At 62.0% G+C, this 19,118-nt stretch carries 17 protein-coding genes and 1 tRNA gene; 10 read left to right on the forward strand and 8 right to left on the reverse strand.

The features are described from left to right. Nucleotides 1–83: 83 nt before the first annotated feature. The 3 genes from folE to NKH91_RS05860 all read left to right on the forward strand — a co-directional run bounded on the left by folE (nt 84) and on the right by NKH91_RS05860 (nt 2,283). A complete protein-coding gene (gene folE / locus NKH91_RS05850) occupies nt 84–746 on the forward strand; it encodes a GTP cyclohydrolase I FolE (RefSeq protein WP_352482163.1) in 663 nt (220 codons plus the stop codon). A 10-nt stretch (nt 747–756) separates the two neighbouring features. Then, nucleotides 757–1,227 (forward strand): phosphoribosyl-AMP cyclohydrolase, encoded by a 471-nt coding sequence (hisI, locus tag NKH91_RS05855; RefSeq protein WP_352844223.1) that lies wholly within the window; start codon nt 757–759, stop codon nt 1,225–1,227. 84 nt (nt 1,228–1,311) lie between these two features. Beyond that, complete coding sequence (locus NKH91_RS05860; protein ID WP_352482159.1) at nt 1,312–2,283, forward strand: patatin family protein; 972 nt, start codon at nt 1,312–1,314, stop codon at nt 2,281–2,283. A 20-nt stretch (nt 2,284–2,303) separates the two neighbouring features. On the opposite strand, the gene recJ is transcribed toward NKH91_RS05860, so the two are convergent. The 5 genes from recJ to NKH91_RS05885 form a co-directional block, all read right to left on the reverse strand. Further along, entirely contained in the window at nt 2,304–4,088 is a 1,785-nt protein-coding gene (recJ, locus tag NKH91_RS05865; protein ID WP_352844225.1) for a single-stranded-DNA-specific exonuclease RecJ, read from the reverse strand. Nucleotides 4,089–4,148: 60 nt separating this feature from the next. Continuing rightward, nucleotides 4,149–5,132, reverse strand: a complete 984-nt coding sequence (glpX, locus tag NKH91_RS05870) for a class II fructose-bisphosphatase (RefSeq protein ID WP_023720150.1) — start codon at nt 5,130–5,132, stop codon at nt 4,149–4,151. A gap of 199 nt (nt 5,133–5,331) precedes the next feature. Continuing rightward, entirely contained in the window at nt 5,332–6,645 is a 1,314-nt protein-coding gene (locus tag NKH91_RS05875; protein WP_352482155.1) for a homoserine dehydrogenase, read from the reverse strand. Nucleotides 6,646–6,686: 41 nt separating this feature from the next. Continuing rightward, nucleotides 6,687–7,904, reverse strand: a complete 1,218-nt coding sequence (locus NKH91_RS05880; protein ID WP_352466981.1) for an LL-diaminopimelate aminotransferase — start codon at nt 7,902–7,904, stop codon at nt 6,687–6,689. A gap of 40 nt (nt 7,905–7,944) precedes the next feature. Continuing rightward, complete coding sequence (locus NKH91_RS05885) at nt 7,945–8,277, reverse strand: hypothetical protein (protein ID WP_352482154.1); 333 nt, start codon at nt 8,275–8,277, stop codon at nt 7,945–7,947. A 151-nt stretch (nt 8,278–8,428) separates the two neighbouring features. Between NKH91_RS05885 and NKH91_RS05890 the strand changes: the two genes are divergently transcribed. The 3 genes from NKH91_RS05890 (at nt 8,429) to NKH91_RS05900 (ending at nt 11,969) form a co-directional block, all read left to right on the forward strand. Further along, complete coding sequence (locus NKH91_RS05890; protein ID WP_352586952.1) at nt 8,429–10,264, forward strand: PHA/PHB synthase family protein; 1,836 nt, start codon at nt 8,429–8,431, stop codon at nt 10,262–10,264. Nucleotides 10,265–10,591: 327 nt separating this feature from the next. After that, nucleotides 10,592–11,722, forward strand: a complete 1,131-nt coding sequence (locus NKH91_RS05895; protein WP_352482303.1) for a YcbK family protein — start codon at nt 10,592–10,594, stop codon at nt 11,720–11,722. 172 nt (nt 11,723–11,894) lie between these two features. After that, a tRNA-Glu gene (locus NKH91_RS05900) sits at nt 11,895–11,969 on the forward strand. A gap of 121 nt (nt 11,970–12,090) precedes the next feature. Here the strand turns inward: NKH91_RS05900 and NKH91_RS05905 are convergent. After that, nucleotides 12,091–12,387 carry a DUF982 domain-containing protein gene (locus tag NKH91_RS05905; protein WP_352844227.1) on the reverse strand — a complete coding sequence of 99 codons (297 nt, stop codon included), beginning with the start codon at nt 12,385–12,387 and terminating at the stop codon, nt 12,091–12,093. 300 nt (nt 12,388–12,687) lie between these two features. Here NKH91_RS05905 and map point away from each other — a divergent pair, with 300 nt between their 5' ends. Next, the gene (map, locus tag NKH91_RS05910) at nt 12,688–13,515 is read left to right on the forward strand and encodes a type I methionyl aminopeptidase (RefSeq protein WP_023720154.1); all 828 of its coding nucleotides are present in this window, start codon (nt 12,688–12,690) and stop codon (nt 13,513–13,515) included. A gap of 52 nt (nt 13,516–13,567) precedes the next feature. Then, nucleotides 13,568–14,314: a RadC family protein gene (radC, locus tag NKH91_RS05915; RefSeq protein ID WP_023720155.1), complete on the forward strand. Its 747-nt coding sequence runs from the start codon at nt 13,568–13,570 to the stop codon at nt 14,312–14,314. An 86-nt stretch (nt 14,315–14,400) separates the two neighbouring features. On the opposite strand, the gene NKH91_RS05920 is transcribed toward radC, so the two are convergent. Together NKH91_RS05920 and NKH91_RS05925 are read right to left on the reverse strand one after the other, a co-directional pair. Next, nucleotides 14,401–16,980: a bifunctional diguanylate cyclase/phosphodiesterase gene (locus NKH91_RS05920; RefSeq protein ID WP_036245080.1), complete on the reverse strand. Its 2,580-nt coding sequence runs from the start codon at nt 16,978–16,980 to the stop codon at nt 14,401–14,403. 361 nt (nt 16,981–17,341) lie between these two features. Beyond that, on the reverse strand, nt 17,342–18,208 hold the full coding sequence (locus tag NKH91_RS05925) for a class I SAM-dependent methyltransferase (protein ID WP_352495377.1): 867 nt from the start codon (nt 18,206–18,208) through the stop codon (nt 17,342–17,344). Between the two features lie 24 nt (nt 18,209–18,232). Here NKH91_RS05925 and NKH91_RS05930 point away from each other — a divergent pair, with 24 nt between their 5' ends. Both NKH91_RS05930 and NKH91_RS05935 read left to right on the forward strand, forming a co-directional pair. Continuing rightward, on the forward strand, nt 18,233–18,475 hold the full coding sequence (locus NKH91_RS05930) for a hypothetical protein (RefSeq protein WP_156948109.1): 243 nt from the start codon (nt 18,233–18,235) through the stop codon (nt 18,473–18,475). A gap of 205 nt (nt 18,476–18,680) precedes the next feature. After that, nucleotides 18,681–19,037, forward strand: coding sequence for an SPW repeat protein (locus NKH91_RS05935; RefSeq protein WP_051409696.1), 357 nt, complete (start codon nt 18,681–18,683; stop codon nt 19,035–19,037). The last annotated feature ends 81 nt before the right edge of the window (nt 19,038–19,118 follow it).

The following is a 19,118-nucleotide window of genomic DNA, read 5'->3' on the forward strand; positions in this document are numbered from 1 at the left end:
AACCGGGCGAGTTTCTAACACCCGAAAGGTCGTGGTCCGTTCAACTCGTTCCTCCTGAGAGAGGAACTACGGGAGACGCCTTTATGGACGCCGTTATCAAGAAACTCATGCCGCAGTCGGCCTATATGGAAAAGCCGGTCACCGACCGGCCGAGTGAGGCCGAAGTCGAAGCCGCGGTGCGCACCTTGTTGCGCTGGACCGGCGACAATCCTGAGCGCGAGGGCCTGATCGACACGCCGAAGCGCGTCACCAAGGCGTTCCGCGAAATGTTCAACGGCTACGATATGTGCCCGGCCGAGGAGCTTGGCCGCACCTTCGAGGAAGTCGCCGGCTATGACGACCTCGTCATAGTCAAGGACATCACGTTCCACTCGCATTGCGAGCATCACATGGTGCCGATCATCGGCAAGGCGCATGTCGGCTATCTGCCTGACGGCAAGGTTGTCGGCCTGTCCAAGATCGCCCGCGTCGTCGACATCTTTGCCCACCGCCTGCAGACCCAGGAAGCGATGACCGCGCAGATTGCCGGCGTCATCCAGGACGTGCTCAATCCGCGCGGCGTCGCCGTCATGCTCGAGGCCGAGCATATGTGCATGGCCATGCGCGGCATCCGCAAACAGGGCTCCACCACGCTGACCTCGACCTTCACCGGCGTCTTCAAGGATACACCTGAAGAGCAGGTCCGCTTCGTCACCATGGTGCGCGGCGGCGGAACTGATCAGACCCGCGCCGCCCTCGCTAAATAGGGACCGGCGAATGTCGGCATTGGAATTCCCGAAAGCTCCATCTGACAAGAAGGTACTCGAGGAAGGCACCGTCCTTTCACCGCGCTTCGATGCCGGCGGCCTCGTCACTGTCGTCGTCACCGATGCCGAAAACGGCATGCTGCTGATGGTCGCGCATATGAATGCCGAGGCGCTGGCGCTGACACTCGAGACCGGCATCGCGCACTACTGGTCGCGTTCGCGCAACGCGCTGTGGAAGAAGGGCGAAACCTCGGGCAATGTCCAGCAGGTCGTCGAGATGCTCACAGATTGTGACCAGGACGCGATATGGTTGCGCGTCAAAGTGCTGGGTCACGAAGCAACTTGTCACACCGGCCGACGTTCATGCTTTTATCGGACGGTGGGGCTGAGCGATGGCAAAGGGACGCTTGCCAACGACGGCAGCAAGCCGCTGTTCGATGCGGAAAAAACGTATCGAAAGCCCAAAACACCATCAGTATGAACCATTCGCAGCACTTCAGCCACGTATATTCATGATTTCGATACGGCCCGCCTGTAGGATGACCGTGGGACAAGGGAGATTGTGATGCTCGACTGGGCGTCATTGCGCAACAGACCTGACGTTCGGGAGGCCAATGGCCTCTCCTCGGCCGCAGGCGCATCCGAAACCAAATCTCCAGGTAAAACAGGGATCTCGCTGGCATTGGGCGGCGGCTGCGCGCGCGGCTGGGCGCATATCGGCGTGCTGCGCGCGCTTGACGAAGCCGGCATCGAAGTGTCGATGATCGCCGGCACCTCGATCGGCGCGCTGGTCGGCGGCTGCTATGTTGCCGGCAAACTTGACGAGCTGGAAGAATTCGCGCGCAGCCTGACCAGGCGGCGCATTTTTGGCCTTCTCGACCTCAATCTACGCGGCAGCGGCCTGTTCGGTGGCATGAAGCTCGACGCACGGCTGCGCGAGCACATAGCCGGCATCCGCTTCGAGGACCTGCCAAAACCGTTCGTCTGCGTCGCTGCCGAAATCCGCACCGGCCATGAAATCTGGCTGTCGAGCGGCTCGTTGAGTACCGCCATGCGCGCCTCCTACGCGCTGCCCGGCGTGTTCGAGCCGGTCGCCTGCAATGGGCGCGTGCTGGTCGACGGCGCACTGGTCAATCCGGTGCCGGTCTCGGTCTGCCGTGCCTACGAGCAGCCGCTCGTGGTTGCGGTGAACCTTCACTACGATCTGTTCGGCCGCGCCGCGGTGATCAAGCACAGCGCAGGCGAGCTGATCGTCGAGAGAGACGCGCCAAGGGGTGGCCACGCCGATCCCGAACGTCAGTCGCGCGAGACGCGGCTCGGCATCACCGGCGTCATGGTCGAAGCCTTCAACATCATCCAGGACCGCATTTCGCGCGCCAGGCTGGCCGGCGACCCGCCGGACATGTCGCTGCAGCCGAAGCTCAGCCATATCGGCCTGACCGAATTCCACCGCGCCGACGAAGCGATCCGTATCGGCTACCAGGCAACGATGGCGCAAATCGGCGAACTGACCCGGCTGCAGACCGTCCTCGCTTAGGCCGAGCGGTCAGCGAGCTCTCAGGCAAGCGCCGCGTCGACGATACGAAACTGCACCGTGCGGTTGCCGTTCCAGTGATTGCCCGACAATGAGCCGGCGACGTGCACCGGTTTGCCCCTGTTCTTGAACAGGAATTCGCCAAGCGCAGTATCGACGGCGCGAAAGGCGATCGCCTGGATGCGGCCGCCGCTTTCCGACTGCAGGTCGGCGCGGATATGGTTGGTGCCGACCGCCCGCGCATCAACCAGCCGGTGACGCGGCAGCGCGAACACCGGCGCGACATGCCCGGCGCCGAACGGCCCTGCCCGCTCAAGCGCATCGAGCAGCGCAAGCGTCGCGCCCTCGGCGGCAAGCGCGCCGTCGATCGCCAGGCTCTCCTCGCCTTGCAGCCGGAACACATCCACCGCAGCGCGCTCTTCGAAAAAAGCCCGGAGCGCGCCGAGCTTCGCCCGCTCGACGGTGATGCCTGCCGCCATTCCGTGGCCGCCGCCCTTGACGATCAGCCCGGCATCGGCAGCCTCGCGCACCAGCCGGCCGAGGTCGAAGCCCGACACCGAACGGCCTGACCCCGTACCGACGCCATTGGCGTTGAAGGCGATGGCAAAAGCCGGCCGTCTTGCATGGTCCTTGAGCCGCGAGGCAAGCAGGCCGACAATGCCCGGATGCCAGTTGCTGCTGGCTGTGACCACGATGGCCGGACCATTGCCGCCGGCAAGCTCGGCGTCGGCCTCTGAGCGCGCCGCGGCCAGCATCTCCTGCTCCATCGACTGCCGCTCCTGGTTGAGCCGGTCGAGCGTCTCGGCGATGGTGCGGGCCTCGACCGGGTCGTCGGTTGCAAGCAGGCGGCTGCCAAGTGCTGCGTCGCCGATGCGCCCGCCGGCGTTGATGCGCGGACCGATCAGAAAGGCCAGATGGAAAGTGCTGATCGGCTCGCCGATACGCGAGACCTGCGCCAGTGCCGCCAGCCCTTCGTTCCTCTGCTGCCGCGCCACCTGTAGCCCCTTGACCACGAAGGCCCGGTTGATGCCGGTGAGCGGCACCACGTCGCAGACGGTGCCCAGCGCCACCAGGTCGAGCAGGCCAAGCAGGTCGGGCGCTGCGGCATCCGGCAGCCGGCTGCGCAGGATCTTCGCCGTCTGTACCAGGCACAGGAAGACGACGCCGGCGGCGCAAAGATGGCCTTGCCCGGAAAGATCGTCCTCGCGATTAGGATTGACGACCGCAGCCGCCGCCGGCAACGGCCCGCCGACCTGATGGTGATCGAGCACCACGACGTCGGCGCCGGCGGCCTTCGCCGCGTCGATGGAAGCAGCACTGTTGGTGCCGCAATCGACGGTGACGATCAGCGTCGCGCCGCGCGAGACGAGTTCGCGCATCGCTTCCGGATTGGGGCCGTAACCCTCGAAGATGCGGTCCGGTATGTAGATCTCCGACGGCACCGAGAAATGTGCGAAAAAGCGCTTGAGCAGCGCCGATGAGGCGGCGCCGTCGACATCGTAGTCGCCAAAGATCGCCACCTTTTCCCTTGCCGTCACCGCCTGGGCGATGCGAGAGGCCGCCTTGTCCATGTCGGTCAGCGATGCCGGGTCGGGCAGCAGGTTGCGGATGGTCGGATCCAGGAACCGCTCGGTCTGCTCGGCAGTGACGCCGCGCCCGGCCAGCACGCGTGCCACGATGTCGGGCACGCCATAACCTTGCGCGATGGCGAGCGCAGCCATGTCCTGACGCTCGGTCAGTCGGTGTTCCCAGGAAACGCCGGTGGCCGACTGCCTGACATCTAGGAAAAAGCGTCTTTCCCCCGTCACGTGACGCGCCGTCTGCAATTTGTCATTGCGCACAATATGCAACGGCTAACTGAGTCGAAATCAAAACTTTTCCAGATCCTGGTGCCTGGCCTTGATTTCGCGCACGGTTCGCGACGACGAGCGCAGCACGATCGTGTGCGTGGTGATGAAATTGCGGCCGAACTTGACGCCGGCCAGCATATTGCCGTCGGTGACGCCGGTCGCGGCAAACAGCACGTCGCCGCGTGCCATGTCTTGCGTGTGGTAGATCCGTTTCGGGTTGGAGATCCCCATCTTCGCCGCGCGCGCCAGCTTTTCCGGCGTGTCAAGGATCAGCCTGCCCTGCATCTGGCCGCCGGTGCAGCGCAAGGCCGCCGCCGCCAGCACGCCCTCCGGCGCACCGCCGGTGCCGAGATAGATGTCGATGCCGGTTTCGTCCGGGTCGGTGGTGTGGATGACGCCGGCGACATCACCGTCGCCGATCAGCCGGATCGCGGCGCCTGTCGCCCGCACGGCTTCGATCAAGGCGCCATGGCGCGGCCGGTCGAGGATACAGGCGGTGATCTCTGCCACCGGAACGCCCTTGGCCCTGGCCAGGCTGGCAATATTTTCGGCCGGCGAGGCATCGATGTCGATGATGCCATCGGCATAGCCCGGGCCGATGGCGATCTTGTCCATATAGACGTCCGGCGCGAACAGAAGGCTGCCTTTTTCGGCAATGGCGATGACGGCCAACGCATTGGGCAGGTTCTTGGCGCAGATCGTCGTGCCTTCGAGCGGATCGAGCGCGATGTCGACAGCCGGGCCTTTGCCTGTACCGACCTCCTCGCCGATATAGAGCATCGGCGCCTCGTCGCGCTCGCCCTCGCCGATCACCACCGTGCCGTTGATGGCGAGACGATTAAGCTCCTGGCGCATGGCGTCGACCGCGACCTGATCGGCGGCTTTCTCGTCGCCGCGTCCGCGCAATCTGGCGGCCGCGACCGCGGCGCGTTCGGTGACGCGCACCAATTCCATGGTCAGTATCCGGTCGAGGCCGGCGACAATGTTCTGGGCCACATTCATCGATGGATAATCCTCGTTGGCACTTTGTTTCTATGCATGTCGTTGTCCCAAAACCGCCGCACACTTTTGGGCGACATGCATTAGCCTCCCGCCAGAGACGCGCTTCTTGTGTCAAAGCCTCGTGACAACAGCAAGACCTGCGCTGGACCTTTTTGAAAGCGCAGCAATATCAATCGATTAAAGGCAAAACTTGAGACTGCTATCCGGCCCGCTCGATGCGGATGACTTGCGGCTTGTCGGTCAGAAGGCTGTCCCTGGTGATGCCGTCGACGGCCTTGCGCACCGCCGCCTCGGTCGTCTCGTGGGTGACCAGGATGACTGTCTTCTGTGCCTCGGTTTCCGGCCCTGCGGCATGTTGCACGATCGATTCCAGCGAAATGTCGTTGTCGGCCATGCGTTTGGCGATCGCGGCGAAAACGCCGAGGCGGTCGTGCACGGTCAGCCGGATGAAATAACCGCCGGCATGGCTGCGCATCTGCGCCTTTTTGTAGGGCTTCAATTCCTTCGCCGGCCGGCCGAAGACCGGGCCATGCTGGAAGCCAGGCCGGCTCTTGGCAATGTCGGCAATGTCGCCGATCACCGCCGAAGCGGTGGCGTTGCCGCCGGCACCGGGGCCGGAAAGCAGCAATTCGCCGAGGATGTCCGTTTCGATCGCGACCGCATTGGTGACACCGTGCACCTGCGCGATGACCGAGGCCGTCGGCACCATGGTCGGGTGAACGCGCTGCTCGATACCGCTTTCGGTGCGTTGGGCGACGCCAAGCAGCTTGATCCGGTAGCCGAGATCGCCGGCCGCGCGGATATCGGCCTGGCTGATGTTGGAGATTCCCTCCATGTAGATGTCATTGGCCGCAATCCTCGTGCCGAAGGCAAGGCTGGTCAGGATCGACAGCTTGTGCGCGGTGTCGTGGCCCTCGATGTCGAAGGTCGGGTCGGCTTCGGCATAGCCCAGCCGCTGGGCGTCCTTCAGGCAGGCATCAAAGGACAGGCCCTCGGCTTCCATGCGCGTCAAAATATAATTGCAGGTGCCGTTGAGGATGCCGAAGACGCGGGTCACCGAATTGCCGGCCATCGCCTCGCGCATCGTCTTGATGACCGGAATGCCGCCGGCCACCGCCGCTTCGTAGTTGAGCAGCACGCCCCTCTTTTCCGCGATCTCGGCCAGTGACACGCCGTGCTTGGCAAGCAGTGCCTTGTTGGCGGTGACGACATGGCGGCCGGCCTCGAGCGCCGCCTTCACCGAGGATCGTGCCGCGCCCTCGTCGCCGCCGATCAGTTCGACGAATACATCGATCTCGGCGGTCTGGGCCATCTTGACGGCGTCGTCGAACCACAGTGCTGTGCCAAAATCAACGCCGCGGTCGCGTTTGGGATCGCGGGCCGAGACCGCTGACACGACGATCTCGCGGCCGCACTGCCGCGTCAGTTCCGCCGCCTTGTCGCGCAGCACGCGAGCCACCGACGCACCGACGGTGCCGAGGCCGGCAATTCCAACACGCAACGCTTCAGCCATGTCCGGCGACGCCCCATTCGGTCGATTGATGTGTAGAAAACTCAGCGATGCGCGGCGAGCGGTACGACGTTATTCGGCTGCTTGGCGCTGGATGCGAGGAAGCGCTTGATGTTGCGCGCTGCCTGACGGATCCGGTGCTCGTTTTCGACCAGCGCGATGCGCACGTGATCGTCGCCATGCTCGCCGAAGCCGACGCCCGGCGCCACCGCGACGTCGGCGTGCTCGATCAGGAGCTTGGAGAATTCGAGCGAGCCGAGGTGCTTGAACGGCTCCGGGATCGGCGCCCAGGCGAACATCGACGCCGCCGGTGCGGGAATGGTCCAGCCGGCACGGCTGAAGGCGTCGACCATGACATCGCGGCGTTTGCGGTAGACGTCGCGCACTTCGGCGATATCGGCTCCGTCGCCGTTGAGTGCATGCGCGGCCGCCACCTGGATCGGCGTGAAGGCGCCGTAGTCGAGATAGGATTTCACCCGCGTCAGCGCCGAGATCAGCCTTTCATTGCCGACGGCAAAACCCATGCGCCAGCCCGGCATCGAAAAGGTCTTCGACATCGAGGTGAACTCGACTGCGACGTCGATGGCGCCCGGCACCTGCAGCACCGAAGGCGGCGGATTGCCGTCGAAATAGATCTCGGAATAGGCAAGGTCCGACAGGATGATGATGTCGTTCTTCCGGGCGAAAGCCACCACCTCCTTGTAGAAATCGAGCGAGGCGACCAGTGCCGTCGGGTTGGACGGATAATTGAGAATCAGCGCCAGCGGCTTCGGGATCGAATGGCGGATGCCGCGCTCCAGTGCCGGGATGAAACCGTCGTCCGGTTCGGCCTGCAGCGAGCGGATGACGCCGCCCGACATGATGAAGCCGAAGGCGTGGATCGGATAGGTCGGATTGGGGCACAGGATCACATCGCCGGGGGCGGTGATCGCCTGCGCCATATTGGCAAAACCCTCCTTCGAGCCGAGCGTCGCCACCACCTGGCTGTCCGGGTCGAGCTTCACGCCGAAACGGCGGGCATAATAATTGGCCTGGGCACGGCGCAGGCCCGGAATGCCGCGCGACGACGAATAGCGGTGCGTGCGCGGATCACGCACTACCTCGCAGAGTTTGTCGACGATGGCCTTGGGCGTCGGCAGGTCCGGATTGCCCATGCCAAGGTCGATGATGTCGGCGCCACGCGAGCGGGCACTGGCCTTCAGCCGGTTGACCTGTTCGAAGACATAGGGCGGAAGCCGGCGGACCTTGTGAAATTCTTCCATGGCAGTTCCAGACAGTGAGGTTGCGGTCGCGCGTATAAGCTTATTTGCAATTAGGGTCGAGAGCGGGGTCGCATTTGCCTTCGATCTGCTTCAGCGCCTCGGCGCCGTGTTTTTTTGCCAGCTGGTCCAGCGCAGCCTGGTCCGCGACCTTGACGCCGCCGCCCTTCGCGGCCTGGCCCTGCTCCTCGGCCTTCAGCTGGGCGAGCTTGGCGTTCTTTTCCTCGTCGGTGAATTGCTCGGCCGCCACCTGCGGCGGGATGTTCAGGTTCGGGTAGGAACCGGTGTCCTTCGCCCCGACAAGGCCGGTGGCGGGCGCTGCACCTTCTATGTTGCTGCTCGTGCAACCGGCCATCGCCAGCAGGACGAGCGCCATGCGGCAAAAACGACCAGTGCCGGAAAAAACGTTCTTGCCAATATTAATCGTCATATTGTTTTCCTGGCGGCCGGGTTAGAGCACGTTGGACCCTGTCAGATATCCCATGGTAATATGTCAACAAAACGCTTCGGGAGGAACCCCGCGAACCATGTCCAAAACACCCGATTCGGGCAAAGCGGAAGATGACCAACCTTCGACCGTCGAGCAATATCTGGTTAAGGACCCGGAACGCTTTGCTCTGAACATGGCCCGCATGATCGAGCAGGCCGGCAAGGCCGCCTCGGCATGGGCCGAGCCGCGGGAAAAGGGCGAGGTGCGCGATCATGTCGCCGAGCCGGTCGTCGACATGGTGAAGACGTTCTCCAAACTCACCGAATACTGGCTCTCCGACCCGCAGCGCGCGCTGGAGGCACAGACACGATTGTTTTCCGGCTATATGGCCGTCTGGGCCAATGCCGTTCAGCGCATCGGCGCCGGTGCCGAGGAGACCGAGGATGCGGTCAAGCCCGAGCGCGGCGACAAGCGTTTCCAGGACCCGGAATGGGGCCGCAACGCCTTTTTCGATTTCCTCAAACAGGCGTATCTCGTCACCTCGCGCTGGGCGGCCGAACTGGTCGAGCACGCCGACGGTCTGGACGAGCACACCCGCCACAAGGCCAGCTTTTATGTCAGGCAGGTGTCCAACGCCATCTCGCCGTCGAATTTCATCCTGACCAATCCGGAATTGTTTCGCGAGACCGTCGCCTCGAACGGCGAAAACCTGGTGCGCGGCATGAAAATGCTGGCCGAGGACATTGCCGCAGGCAAGGGTGACCTGAAGCTGCGGCAGGCGGATTATTCACCCTTCGAGATCGGCAAGAATCTCGCCACCACGCCCGGCAAGGTGGTCGGCCGCAGCGACGTCGCCGAAATCCTGCAATACGAGCCGGCGACCGAGACCGTGCTCAAGCGGCCGCTGCTGATCTGCCCGCCATGGATCAATAAATACTACATCCTCGACCTCAACCCGCAAAAATCCTTCATCCGCTGGGCGGTCGAGCAAGGCCACACGGTCTTCGTCATCTCCTGGATCAATCCGGACGAGCGGCACGGCGCCAAGAGCTGGGAGGCCTATATCAGGGAGGGCCTGCAATACGGCCTCGACACGATTGAAAAGGCCACCGGCGAAAGGCAAGTCAACGCCATCGGATATTGCGTCGGCGGCACGCTGTTGGCGGCAGCGCTGGCCTTGATGGCGCAGGAAGGCGACCACCGCATCAAATCGGCGACCTTCTTCACCACGCAGGTCGATTTCACCTATGCCGGCGACTTGAAAGTGTTCGTCGACGAGGAGCAAGTCGCGGCCGTTGAAAAGGCAATGAGCGAAAAAGGCTATCTCGACGGCACCAAGATGGCGACTGCTTTCAACATGCTGCGCTCGGGCGACCTGATCTGGCCCTATGTCGTCAACAATTACATGCGCGGCAAGGATCCCCTGCCCTTCGACCTGCTCTACTGGAACGCCGATTCGACCCGCATGGGCGCTGCCAACCATTCCTTCTACCTGCGCAATTGCTATCTCGAGAACAGGCTTTCGCAAGGCATGATGGAGTTGGCGGGCCGCACGGTTTCGCTGAAGGATGTCACCATCCCTGTCTACAACCTCGCCTCGAAGGAGGATCACATCGCGCCGGCGCTGTCGGTGTTCCTCGGCTCGAAATATTTCGGCGGCGAGGTCGACTACGTCGTGGCCGGCTCCGGCCACATCGCCGGCGTCGTCAATCCGCCGGCGGCGCAGAAATACCACTACTGGACCGGCGGCAAGCCGGCTGGGGACTTCGACCAGTGGTTCGCCGGGGCCACTGACCATCCCGGCTCCTGGTGGCCGCACTGGCAGCGCTGGATCGAAGCCAGGGACAATACCCGCGTACCGGCCCGCAAACCGGGCGAGCATATGCAAGTTCTAGGCGAAGCCCCCGGCACCTATGTCAAGGTGCGTGTGTAACCATCTGTAATGTGTGGTGAGTTGACGCGCCGCCAAAAGCGGGCGAAATGGTGTCGTCAACCCTGAGCAGCCTTGATTCATCCTCTAGCCGCCAAATTACTTTGAGGCTTGCAGATTTGACACAGGTCTCGTTTCCGGTTCGGGGAACAAGGGTCATTTCGACGAGACGTTTCGACGCCGCGCCAATGACGAACCGGTCGGATATCGAGGGGGAATTTTGTTTTGAGATCAGCAGGATCGCGCCTCGCGAAGGGAGAAAGCCGCGCCATTGTGGCGGCGCTTTTCTCGGTGCTTCTGGCGTCCTGCACCTCTGCCGGCGACCCGACCATGTCGGTCGGCATGCCAGGCTATAATGCCTCGGCCACCGAAATCAGCACGGCCGCCGGTGCGCCCCAGGCCAGCACGGCCGCCTCATCGTCGCAGATGACAACCGCACAAATGACGATGAATGCAGAGGGCGACGCCAACCTTCCCGAGCAGGTCGCCTATGTGCCAATGGCCAAGCCAGGGGCCAAGTCCGATGCCGGCTTCCCGATCGCCGTTCCCACGGCGGCCGAGACGATCGCGGGACATTCGCCGCAACCGCTGCAACCAAACGCCGAGGCGGCTGAACAGGCCAACGCTGTTGCGCAGAACAGTGCCGCCGCCGATGCCGGCGCATCGAAGCCCGATGCCAAGGCCGCCGCGCCGGCGATGAACAACCCGGTCTATGTGACCGCCGGCGAGATGCCGCAGCCACAGGCCTATGCACCGAAGAAAAACTTCCTGGCCTCGCTGTTCAGCGCTACGCCTGCTTCGGCGGCATCGCCGGCCAACAGCAGATCGGGCGGGCAGCCAGCGGTCTTGCAGGCCAAGGCGACGCCCGCGGCAAAGCCCACCGTCACCCTGGCCTCGGCCAACCCGGCTGAAAAGCCGGTGCAGTTGGCATCGGCCGGCGATACCAGCCACTTCACGGCCGATGCGCTGCCCGGCGTACGCCAGACGGCACTGTTCGAGATCAAGCGCAAATCCGGCCTCGACGACGAGAGTGATGTCGACCTCAACGAAGACGAAGGTTCGGGTGGCGCCTACCAGGTCGCCTCCGCCGCCGGCCTCGCCCGGCTGGCACCCAACGGTCTCCTGAAACAGAACGAAAGCGTCGATGTCGCCTGCTTGAAGCCGTCGCTGGTTCGCGTGCTGAAGACGATCGAAGGCCACTACGGCCGCAAGATGACGGTTACCTCCGGCTATCGCGATCCGGCCCGCAACCGTCGCGCCAACGGTGCCAAGAACTCGCTGCACATGTACTGCGCCGCCGCCGACATCCAGGTTCCCGGCGTCTCAAAATGGGAACTGGCGAGCTATATCCGCACCATGCCGGGCCGCGGCGGCGTCGGCACCTACTGCCACACCGAATCCGTCCACGTCGATGTCGGACCGGAGCGCGACTGGAACTGGCGCTGCCGCAGGCGCGGCTAGGGCGAGGTTCTTCCGCCACTGAAGGCCCTTCGGCGGCGTTGCATCATGCCGCAAAAACCAGCTTGGCTGTCGGAAAGACGCGGTTTGGAGCCAAAGGAAAAAAGTTGTCGCAGCCGGCAGCAGACGGGTTGCCGGTTTGTCGCGACGCAACTATAAGCGCTCACATCTGAGCGCGCCCATCGTCTAGCGGTCAGGACACCGCCCTTTCACGGCGGTAACAGGGGTTCGATTCCCCTTGGGCGTACCAGAGACCTCAAGTACTTAGCACATGCCATCGCTAACGCGCTGCGTAACCTTGCCGGACCACCACTCTGATGAGGATGTCGGCAAAGGCTGCCAGACAAATTGAAGATTATGTCGACGGCTCCCTACGCCCGCAGTCCCCTCGCCTCGCCGCCGCGCTTGCGCGGAACCATCATGTCCCTGGCCAGCAGGCCGCTCACCCGGCAAAAGGCCATGAAGGCCCGCCATGCGTCCTGGGTCTCGACGATGTCCACCGTGGCACCAAAACAGGCGTTGAACGCGGCCTGGTAGGTTGGCCCCTTCCGGCGGACCGGCCACGTTTGCAGGAAATCGAGCGCCTGCTCGACACTGTAGATTTCCTCGACCGGCTGGCCGGGCACAGGCGCGATCCGCACCGGCACCTCGAATTGCAGTCTGTCCATTCGATCTCTCCCGAACCGACGCCCCCGCAGCGACGCCGTTCGTTGCAAAAAGTTGCCGTAGCGGCTTAGTGCTTGGGCCGACTTCTCGCCTAGAAATGTGTCGTCACTGCGGTAGCCAATGAACCCGGCGAAGCATGGGCCGCTCCAGGCAAGGAGAATGCCTCAGGCGTGAATATATCGCTGGTCTTCGGCCGTTCGCCGGCAGTTCGTCCTTGAACCTTGCGCTTTCCAGTGCCAAATCTGGGGAGATTTCTCTCGCCGAGGCTCATCCAGCCTCGCATCTCTGCAAGACGGATAAAAATGGTCACCTATCTCGACGCCGCCGCGGCACCGCTCAGAAACACCGGCCAGATCCGTCTTTACGACGAGGAAGGCTTTATCGGCATGCGCAAGGCTTGCGATCTCACCGCGCGCTGCCTCGACGAACTGGTGACGATGGTGGCGCCCGGCGTCACCACCGAGGCGATCGATCGTTTCGTTTTCGAATTTGGCATGGACCATGGCGCGCTTCCGGCGACGCTCAACTACCGCGGCTACACGAAATCATCCTGCACCTCGATCAACCACGTCGTCTGTCACGGCATACCCGATAACAAGCCGTTGAAGGACGGCGACATCGTCAACATCGACGTCACCTATATCCTCGACGGCTGGCATGGCGACTCCTCGCGCATGTATCCAGTGGGCACGATCAAGCGTGCCGCGGAGCGGCTACTCGAAGTCACGTATGAGTGCCTGATGCGCGGCATCGCGGCAATCAAGCCGGGCGCCCGCACCGGCGCCATCGGCGCCGCCATCCAGACCTACGCCGAAGCCGAGCGTTGCTCGGTGGTGCGCGATTTCTGCGGCCATGGGGTCGGCCGGCTGTTTCACGACGCGCCGAATATCCTGCATTACGGCAGCGCCAGCGAAGGCGTCGAGATGCGGCCGGGCATGATCTTCACCGTCGAGCCGATGATCAATCTCGGCCGGCCGCATGTGAAAGTGCTGTCGGACGGCTGGACCGCGGTGACGCGCGATCGTTCGCTGTCGGCGCAGTACGAGCACACGATCGGCGTCACCGAAACCGGCTGCGAGATCTTCACGCTATCGCCAAAAAACCTCGACCGCCCCGGCCTGCGGGCCTAGTGTCTGGCAGATCGGGCGTTACCTTGCCCGGCAAATGCTGGGTGGGGCAGCCATGAACGGTGACGACGACGAGCGGGCCTTCTTTCCCGAAAGGCCGGTGCGATCGCCCGCGAAGGCGGTGGCCGCCGACAAGCCGCATTATCTCGGCCATCGCGACCGCCTGCGCGAACGCTTTGCTGCCGGCCCCAACACCCTCCCCGACTACGAACTGCTCGAGCTTCTATTGTTTCGGCTGATCCCGCGCGCCGACACCAAGCCGGTCGCCAAGGCATTGCTGGCACGCTTCGGTACATTGGCCGAGGTCCTCGGCGCGCCCGTCGAGCGCCTGCAGGAGGTGAAGGGCATCGGCCCGGCGGTGGCGCTCGACCTGAAGGTGGTTGCCGCAACGGCGCAGCGCATGGCGCGCGGCGAGATCGCCGGCCGCGAGCTTTTGTCGACCTGGACGCAGGTTCTCGAATACTGCCGGTCGGTCATGGCCTTCGAGGAGCGGGAGCAGTTCCGCATCCTGTTCCTCGACAAGAAGAACGCACTGATCGCCGACGAAGTGCAGCAGGTCGGCACCGTTGACCACACGCCGGTCTATCCGCGCGAGGTGGTCAGGCGCGCCTTGGAGCTCTCGGCGACGGCGATTATTCTGGCTCACAACCATCCATCGGGCGATCCGACGCCGTCGCGCGCCGACATCGAGATGACCAAGCTGATCATCGAGACGGCCAAACCGCTTGGCATTGCCGTTCACGATCACATCATCATCGGCAGGAAAGGCCACTCCAGCATGAAGGGCCTGCTGCTTATTTGAGGCTTATTGTTACCGGCCTGGCCTGCCACGCGCATATTGATGCGACGCTCAACGCCGATCGCGCCGGTAAATGCGGGGACTGGCGCTCAGCTGGCTGTGCGCAGCCGCCGGGATCGAACAAAGGCCTTTAGTCCGTCGGAATCGAGCGCGTAGCCGAAGGCATAACCCTGCAACATGTCGCAGCCCAGGCCTTTGAGTATCCGTGCGTGCTGCATCGTCTCGACACCTTCCGCCACGACCTCGATACCCAAGGACTTGCCGATGTCAATGATTGACGAGACAACCTGCCTTCTTTGCGGCGATTTGGCGATTGGGGTGACCAGCTGCCGATCTATCTTTAGCCGGCGAGGCTGCAACTTGAGCAAACTGACTATCGAAGCGTAACCAGTACCAAAATCGTCTATTTCGATGTCAATCCCGAGTTCTTTTATCTGCTCGATATTCCAGGTGACAAGGTCGTCGTTCTCGTCCAGGAAAATTGACTCAACAAGCTCGAATGAAACTGTCCCTTTTTCGATATTTTGTTCTCGCAAGCTCTTGATGAGCTCCTCATCTTGAAGGCGTCGCGCCGAAACATTGACCGATACCCGCGGAATGTGGAGTCCCGCAGCGGACCATTCTTTGAAGTCCAAAAGCGACTGCTTCAATATGGCTTGGTCGATGATCGAGACCACATTCAGTTCTTCCGCAATTCTCAGGAAGACATCGGGCGCCAAAATACCCTTTTCTGGATGTCTCCACCTCGCCAGCGCCTCAACCCCCACGATTTCGAGCGTCTTTGCGTCAAATTGGGGCTGGTAGAAGGGGATGAACTCGTTGCGCTCAAGGCCGCCGAGAATTTCGTCGGCAATCCGCTTTGTATCGACGATTTCGCTTTGCATCGCGTCGGTGAAGAATTCGTATCGATTGCGCCCACGCCTCTTTGCTCGGTAAAGCGCGATATCGGCGTTTACCAGCAGGTGTTTGGCTTCGATATTTTTTCCGTTGTCGACTGCGATTCCCACGCTGACACCAAAACGGCATCGATGGCCCTGGTAGTAGACCGGTTCGCGCATCTGGCTGATGACGCGGTCAGCGAGCAGCGCCAGTTGCTTGGTATCGTCGCGCACCACGCACAGAACGATGAATTCGTCTCCCCCGATGCGGGCGACGAATCCCTCGTCGCCGACCTTCGATCTGAGGACTGTTGACGCGTGAACCAACATTGCGTCACCGGCGGCGTGGCCCAGCGTATCATTGATGTGCTTGAACCGATCCAGATCGATGTGAAGCAGTGCCGCATGCCCGCCTGAGCGCCTGGCGTTTGCCGCGTAATCTTCCAGTACCTGGTCGAGGTAACGCCGGTTGGGCAAGCCGGTCAACGAGTCATGAAGCGCGATGTGCTCTATGCGCGCTTTGGCCGACTCGAGTTCTGCATTTTTCGACTCGGACAGCTGTTTTGCTCGAACCAGATCCTGGTTCAGCAGGACATCGGCTGTAACGTCCCATTCCGCGCCTATCATTTTTGGAGTGTTGTTTGCGACCCGGTAAACGATCGCCTTGGACCGGACATGACGGACCTCGCCATCCGGACGCACAATCCGGTACTCCGACAAATAGGGTCGTCCGCTGGCCACCGCGCTGTCGAAATCTGCGTTGGCGGTAGCCAAATCATCTGGGTGGATTGCACCCGCCCAGTCTATGTAGCCCCGGTGCTCCCCGGTTGATTTGCCATATATTTCATTTACGCGATCATCCCACGTAAGCTCGTTGGTCGCGAGATCGTGTTCCCAAACCCCAATAGCCGAGGCTTCCAGAGCGAGTTCCAGGCGTCGTGACAATCGACGCAATTCCGCATAATTGCGCTGTCTTTCGCCGATCAGGCGACCTGTGACCAGGAAGGGGAACACAACCAAGGCCCCGGCCGTCGCCATGATCGCGCGCAACAACCATGCGTTACTTGGCGTCGAAGGCCAGCCATTTTTGGGAATGGCCGCGATCTGCCACGAACCGGACGGGAGCAAAACGTCGGCCGTCACCGGATCGCTTTTGCCGATCCGCTCATTGCCGTAGAATTGGTCTCCATTTTGGCCGAGAGCGTCCCTGCCGATCAGCGCTATGTCAATCCCGAGATCGTCGTCAAGCAGCCCGCTCGCCCGATAGAGACGCTGCACGTCGACAACGGCGGAAATGATGCCCCAGAACCTTTCCGTATTGCCCGCGCTCCGCACGAAAACCGGAAAGCGACCGATAAAGCCTTGTCCTCCCTGCTTCAGATCGACGGGACCGGCAAGCACCAGCTTGCGTTCGTCTCGCGCCCTTAGCGCAGCCGCACGCTGCCGCTCGTTCTTGCGGTAATCGAGGCCCATCGCCTGCTCGTTACCCTCCATCGGGTACATCAGGGAAACGACCAGATCGGGCGCGCCGGCAATATTGTTCAATTGCGAGTTCGCGCCAAACAGATTACTCGCCAGCGAAGCGAAGCGTTGCTGTCCCATATAGGGCTCGGTTACGACCGCAGCGACCAGTCCATGCACGAGTTGAAGGTTTCCGTTGATATTGCCTTCGAGCTTGGCGCGGATGAGGTTGACCTTGGTCAGCACGTCCGCACGGACGGCCTGGTCCGAGACGATCTTGTTCTGGTGCTCCGCGAACGCTGCGCTGATAAGGATGACGACAAACGCGATCGCCGCCGGAATATTTGCCGACGAAAAGACGGCCTCCTTAATGCCGCCGAACCTAGCGCGGAAAAAAGCCAATAGGCGATTCCTCAATTGCCATTTCAGGTTCTCGGGTCGACCCGATGAGGAATATTAGCGTTCAATGTTTAATTTGACCTTCACACTCCTGAAAAATTTCGCATTTTCCGATGGCTGACGCCGGCTGTTATGTCGACATCGACACCACCGCCCGCGCGATGTTGAAGGCAGGCTGCATGAAGCGGACCAACATGAAACGAGATCAGCCTTGCTCGGAAGACCGCAGACACGAGCGCCATTGCACACCTCGATGCTCCGACCCGAGTACGTCAAGAGCGTTGACCTTGGGCTAGTGGCCCTCAATCGACTTGTGAGACACAAGATATGGTATCTTGCCGACGCTCCGCTTCGTCGCGCCAATGGAATAGGCCATCGGTATCTTGGGAGAGTTCTCTGGCAGGCCGTACATATCCTTGCCGGCCCGCACTGCAAATGAAAAGTGCTGCCACGAAACCGTGTCATGCTCATTGAGAAAATCGAGCGTCAGACCAGCTGAAATCAGCGCGTTCACCACGTCACTGATCGGATGGATCCACTCATAATAGCGAGGATGCTTCAAGATGCGGTCATCGCCGGTGTAGGTCAGTTCCTCGTTCCAGGCGAGCGGCCGAGCTATCGGCGTTCGCCAGTCGTGCTTCAACTCCAGAGCCGCGGCCTTTCGATTGCACTGAAACATCAATGGATGGCCCTCTGCCATGTAGAGCCGGCCGCCGGGTCGCAGGAGATCGGCAACCACCCGCGCCCAACGGAACACGTCGTCCAGCCAGTTTACCGAACCCCAGGTAACGTAAGCGATGTCAAAGGTCCGGCCCAGGGCTTCGACCGCCTCGAACAGTGGCGCTTCCACGAAACGCACGTCGGTGCCTGCCTTCGCAGCGAAATCCCGCGCCGCCGCGATCGCCGCGGGTGAAAAGTCGAGGCCGGTCACGCTGCCTGCGCCGAGATTCTTCAGGCTGATCGTGTCAAGCCCGATGTGACACTGCAGGTGGACGATATCCTTGCCGGCAATATCGCCGACCTCGCGCGTTTCCAATTCATAGAGATTGGATCCGCCTGCCAGCACATTCTCGATGTGGTAGCTGCCCGTTGTGTCGGTCGAGTGCAGTTCGGCCCGATCATCCCAATTAAGGCGGTTCGCACCCAGAAACGGTTCCAAATTCCCCCCAACCCTGACTGACGCATGGTAAACAAGTCGTTAAGATACCTTTGCAGCGAAAGTATCGCGCGTCAATCCGGACCGGTCGCCTCTCAAACAAGCTTCGGCGGCAATCAAGACGAGCAAGAGCGTCTCGTCTTCAAGAACTGCGATCCACGACCAATGTTTTCACCGGATCGAGAAAAGAATGAGCCTGTCCGCGCCGCTGGCACGTCGCCGCTGACCATGTCCACTGCGGCTTTGGATCGCTCGATCACCATCAAGTGATCCAGGCGTGCCGGTGCCGAATGGAACATAAAGCCCGGAATTCAGTTAGATAGCCGGATTTGGCTGGAGTACCGCCAGATGCGGAACTCCGGCCGGGCAAGGGCACTGCCGTAACACGGAGTGAGCGGCTTCGGGCGCATCTCGCCGGACTCAGGCACCACCTTGCCGAACTCGGGAGCCATAAACGCTCCCTATGGAGGATGCCATGAACCAGTGGACAAACGCCAGGCTCTGTGACGTAGCCAACCTGATCCTTGGGGCAATTCTGTTCTTCTCTCCCTGGATCTTCGCCTTTGCGGCAGGCCCGCAGACGCAGAACGCCCTCGGCAGCGGAATCTTGATTGTCGTGCTTTCGATTGCCGCTCTCGCGGCATTTGCCGTCTGGGAAGAGTGGGTGAACCTGGTCGTCGGACTGTGGGTTCTCGTATCGCCCTGGGTGCTTGGATTCCAGGCGACCACGGCGATGACCGTGCATGTCGTGATCGGCATTCTGGTTGCCGTCCTGGCCGCGATCGAGCTCTGGATGATGTACCAGAACCCGCCGACCCAGTCCGCCGCCTAACAGGCGCAGCCAGCCAGCGCCCTTTTGGGCCTGACGGATCGATGGTTCGTCTGCCGGCCTCTCGGCAACAGCCGCCCAGAG

Origin of the sequence: Mesorhizobium sp. M0894 (assembly GCF_040319725.1) — a bacterium.
Taxonomy (GTDB): Bacteria; Pseudomonadota; Alphaproteobacteria; order Rhizobiales; family Rhizobiaceae; genus Mesorhizobium.

Coding starts and splice junctions, on each gene's coding strand:
- NKH91_RS05860 (WP_352482159.1), top strand. CDS start 1,312: ATGCTCGACTGGGCGTCATTGCGCAACAGACCTGACGTTCGGGAGGCC.
- radC (WP_023720155.1), top strand. CDS start 13,568: ATGAACGGTGACGACGACGAGCGGGCCTTCTTTCCCGAAAGGCCGGTG.
- NKH91_RS05905 (WP_352844227.1), bottom strand. CDS start 12,387: ATGGACAGACTGCAATTCGAGGTGCCGGTGCGGATCGCGCCTGTGCCC.
- NKH91_RS05890 (WP_352586952.1), top strand. CDS start 8,429: ATGTCCAAAACACCCGATTCGGGCAAAGCGGAAGATGACCAACCTTCG.
- hisI (WP_352844223.1), top strand. CDS start 757: ATGTCGGCATTGGAATTCCCGAAAGCTCCATCTGACAAGAAGGTACTC.
- map (WP_023720154.1), top strand. CDS start 12,688: ATGGTCACCTATCTCGACGCCGCCGCGGCACCGCTCAGAAACACCGGC.
- folE (WP_352482163.1), top strand. CDS start 84: ATGGACGCCGTTATCAAGAAACTCATGCCGCAGTCGGCCTATATGGAA.
- NKH91_RS05880 (WP_352466981.1), bottom strand. CDS start 7,904: ATGGAAGAATTTCACAAGGTCCGCCGGCTTCCGCCCTATGTCTTCGAA.
- NKH91_RS05935 (WP_051409696.1), top strand. CDS start 18,681: ATGAACCAGTGGACAAACGCCAGGCTCTGTGACGTAGCCAACCTGATC.
- NKH91_RS05895 (WP_352482303.1), top strand. CDS start 10,592: ATGTCGGTCGGCATGCCAGGCTATAATGCCTCGGCCACCGAAATCAGC.
- NKH91_RS05930 (WP_156948109.1), top strand. CDS start 18,233: ATGGTAAACAAGTCGTTAAGATACCTTTGCAGCGAAAGTATCGCGCGT.
- glpX (WP_023720150.1), bottom strand. CDS start 5,132: ATGAATGTGGCCCAGAACATTGTCGCCGGCCTCGACCGGATACTGACC.
- NKH91_RS05875 (WP_352482155.1), bottom strand. CDS start 6,645: ATGGCTGAAGCGTTGCGTGTTGGAATTGCCGGCCTCGGCACCGTCGGT.
- NKH91_RS05885 (WP_352482154.1), bottom strand. CDS start 8,277: ATGGCGCTCGTCCTGCTGGCGATGGCCGGTTGCACGAGCAGCAACATA.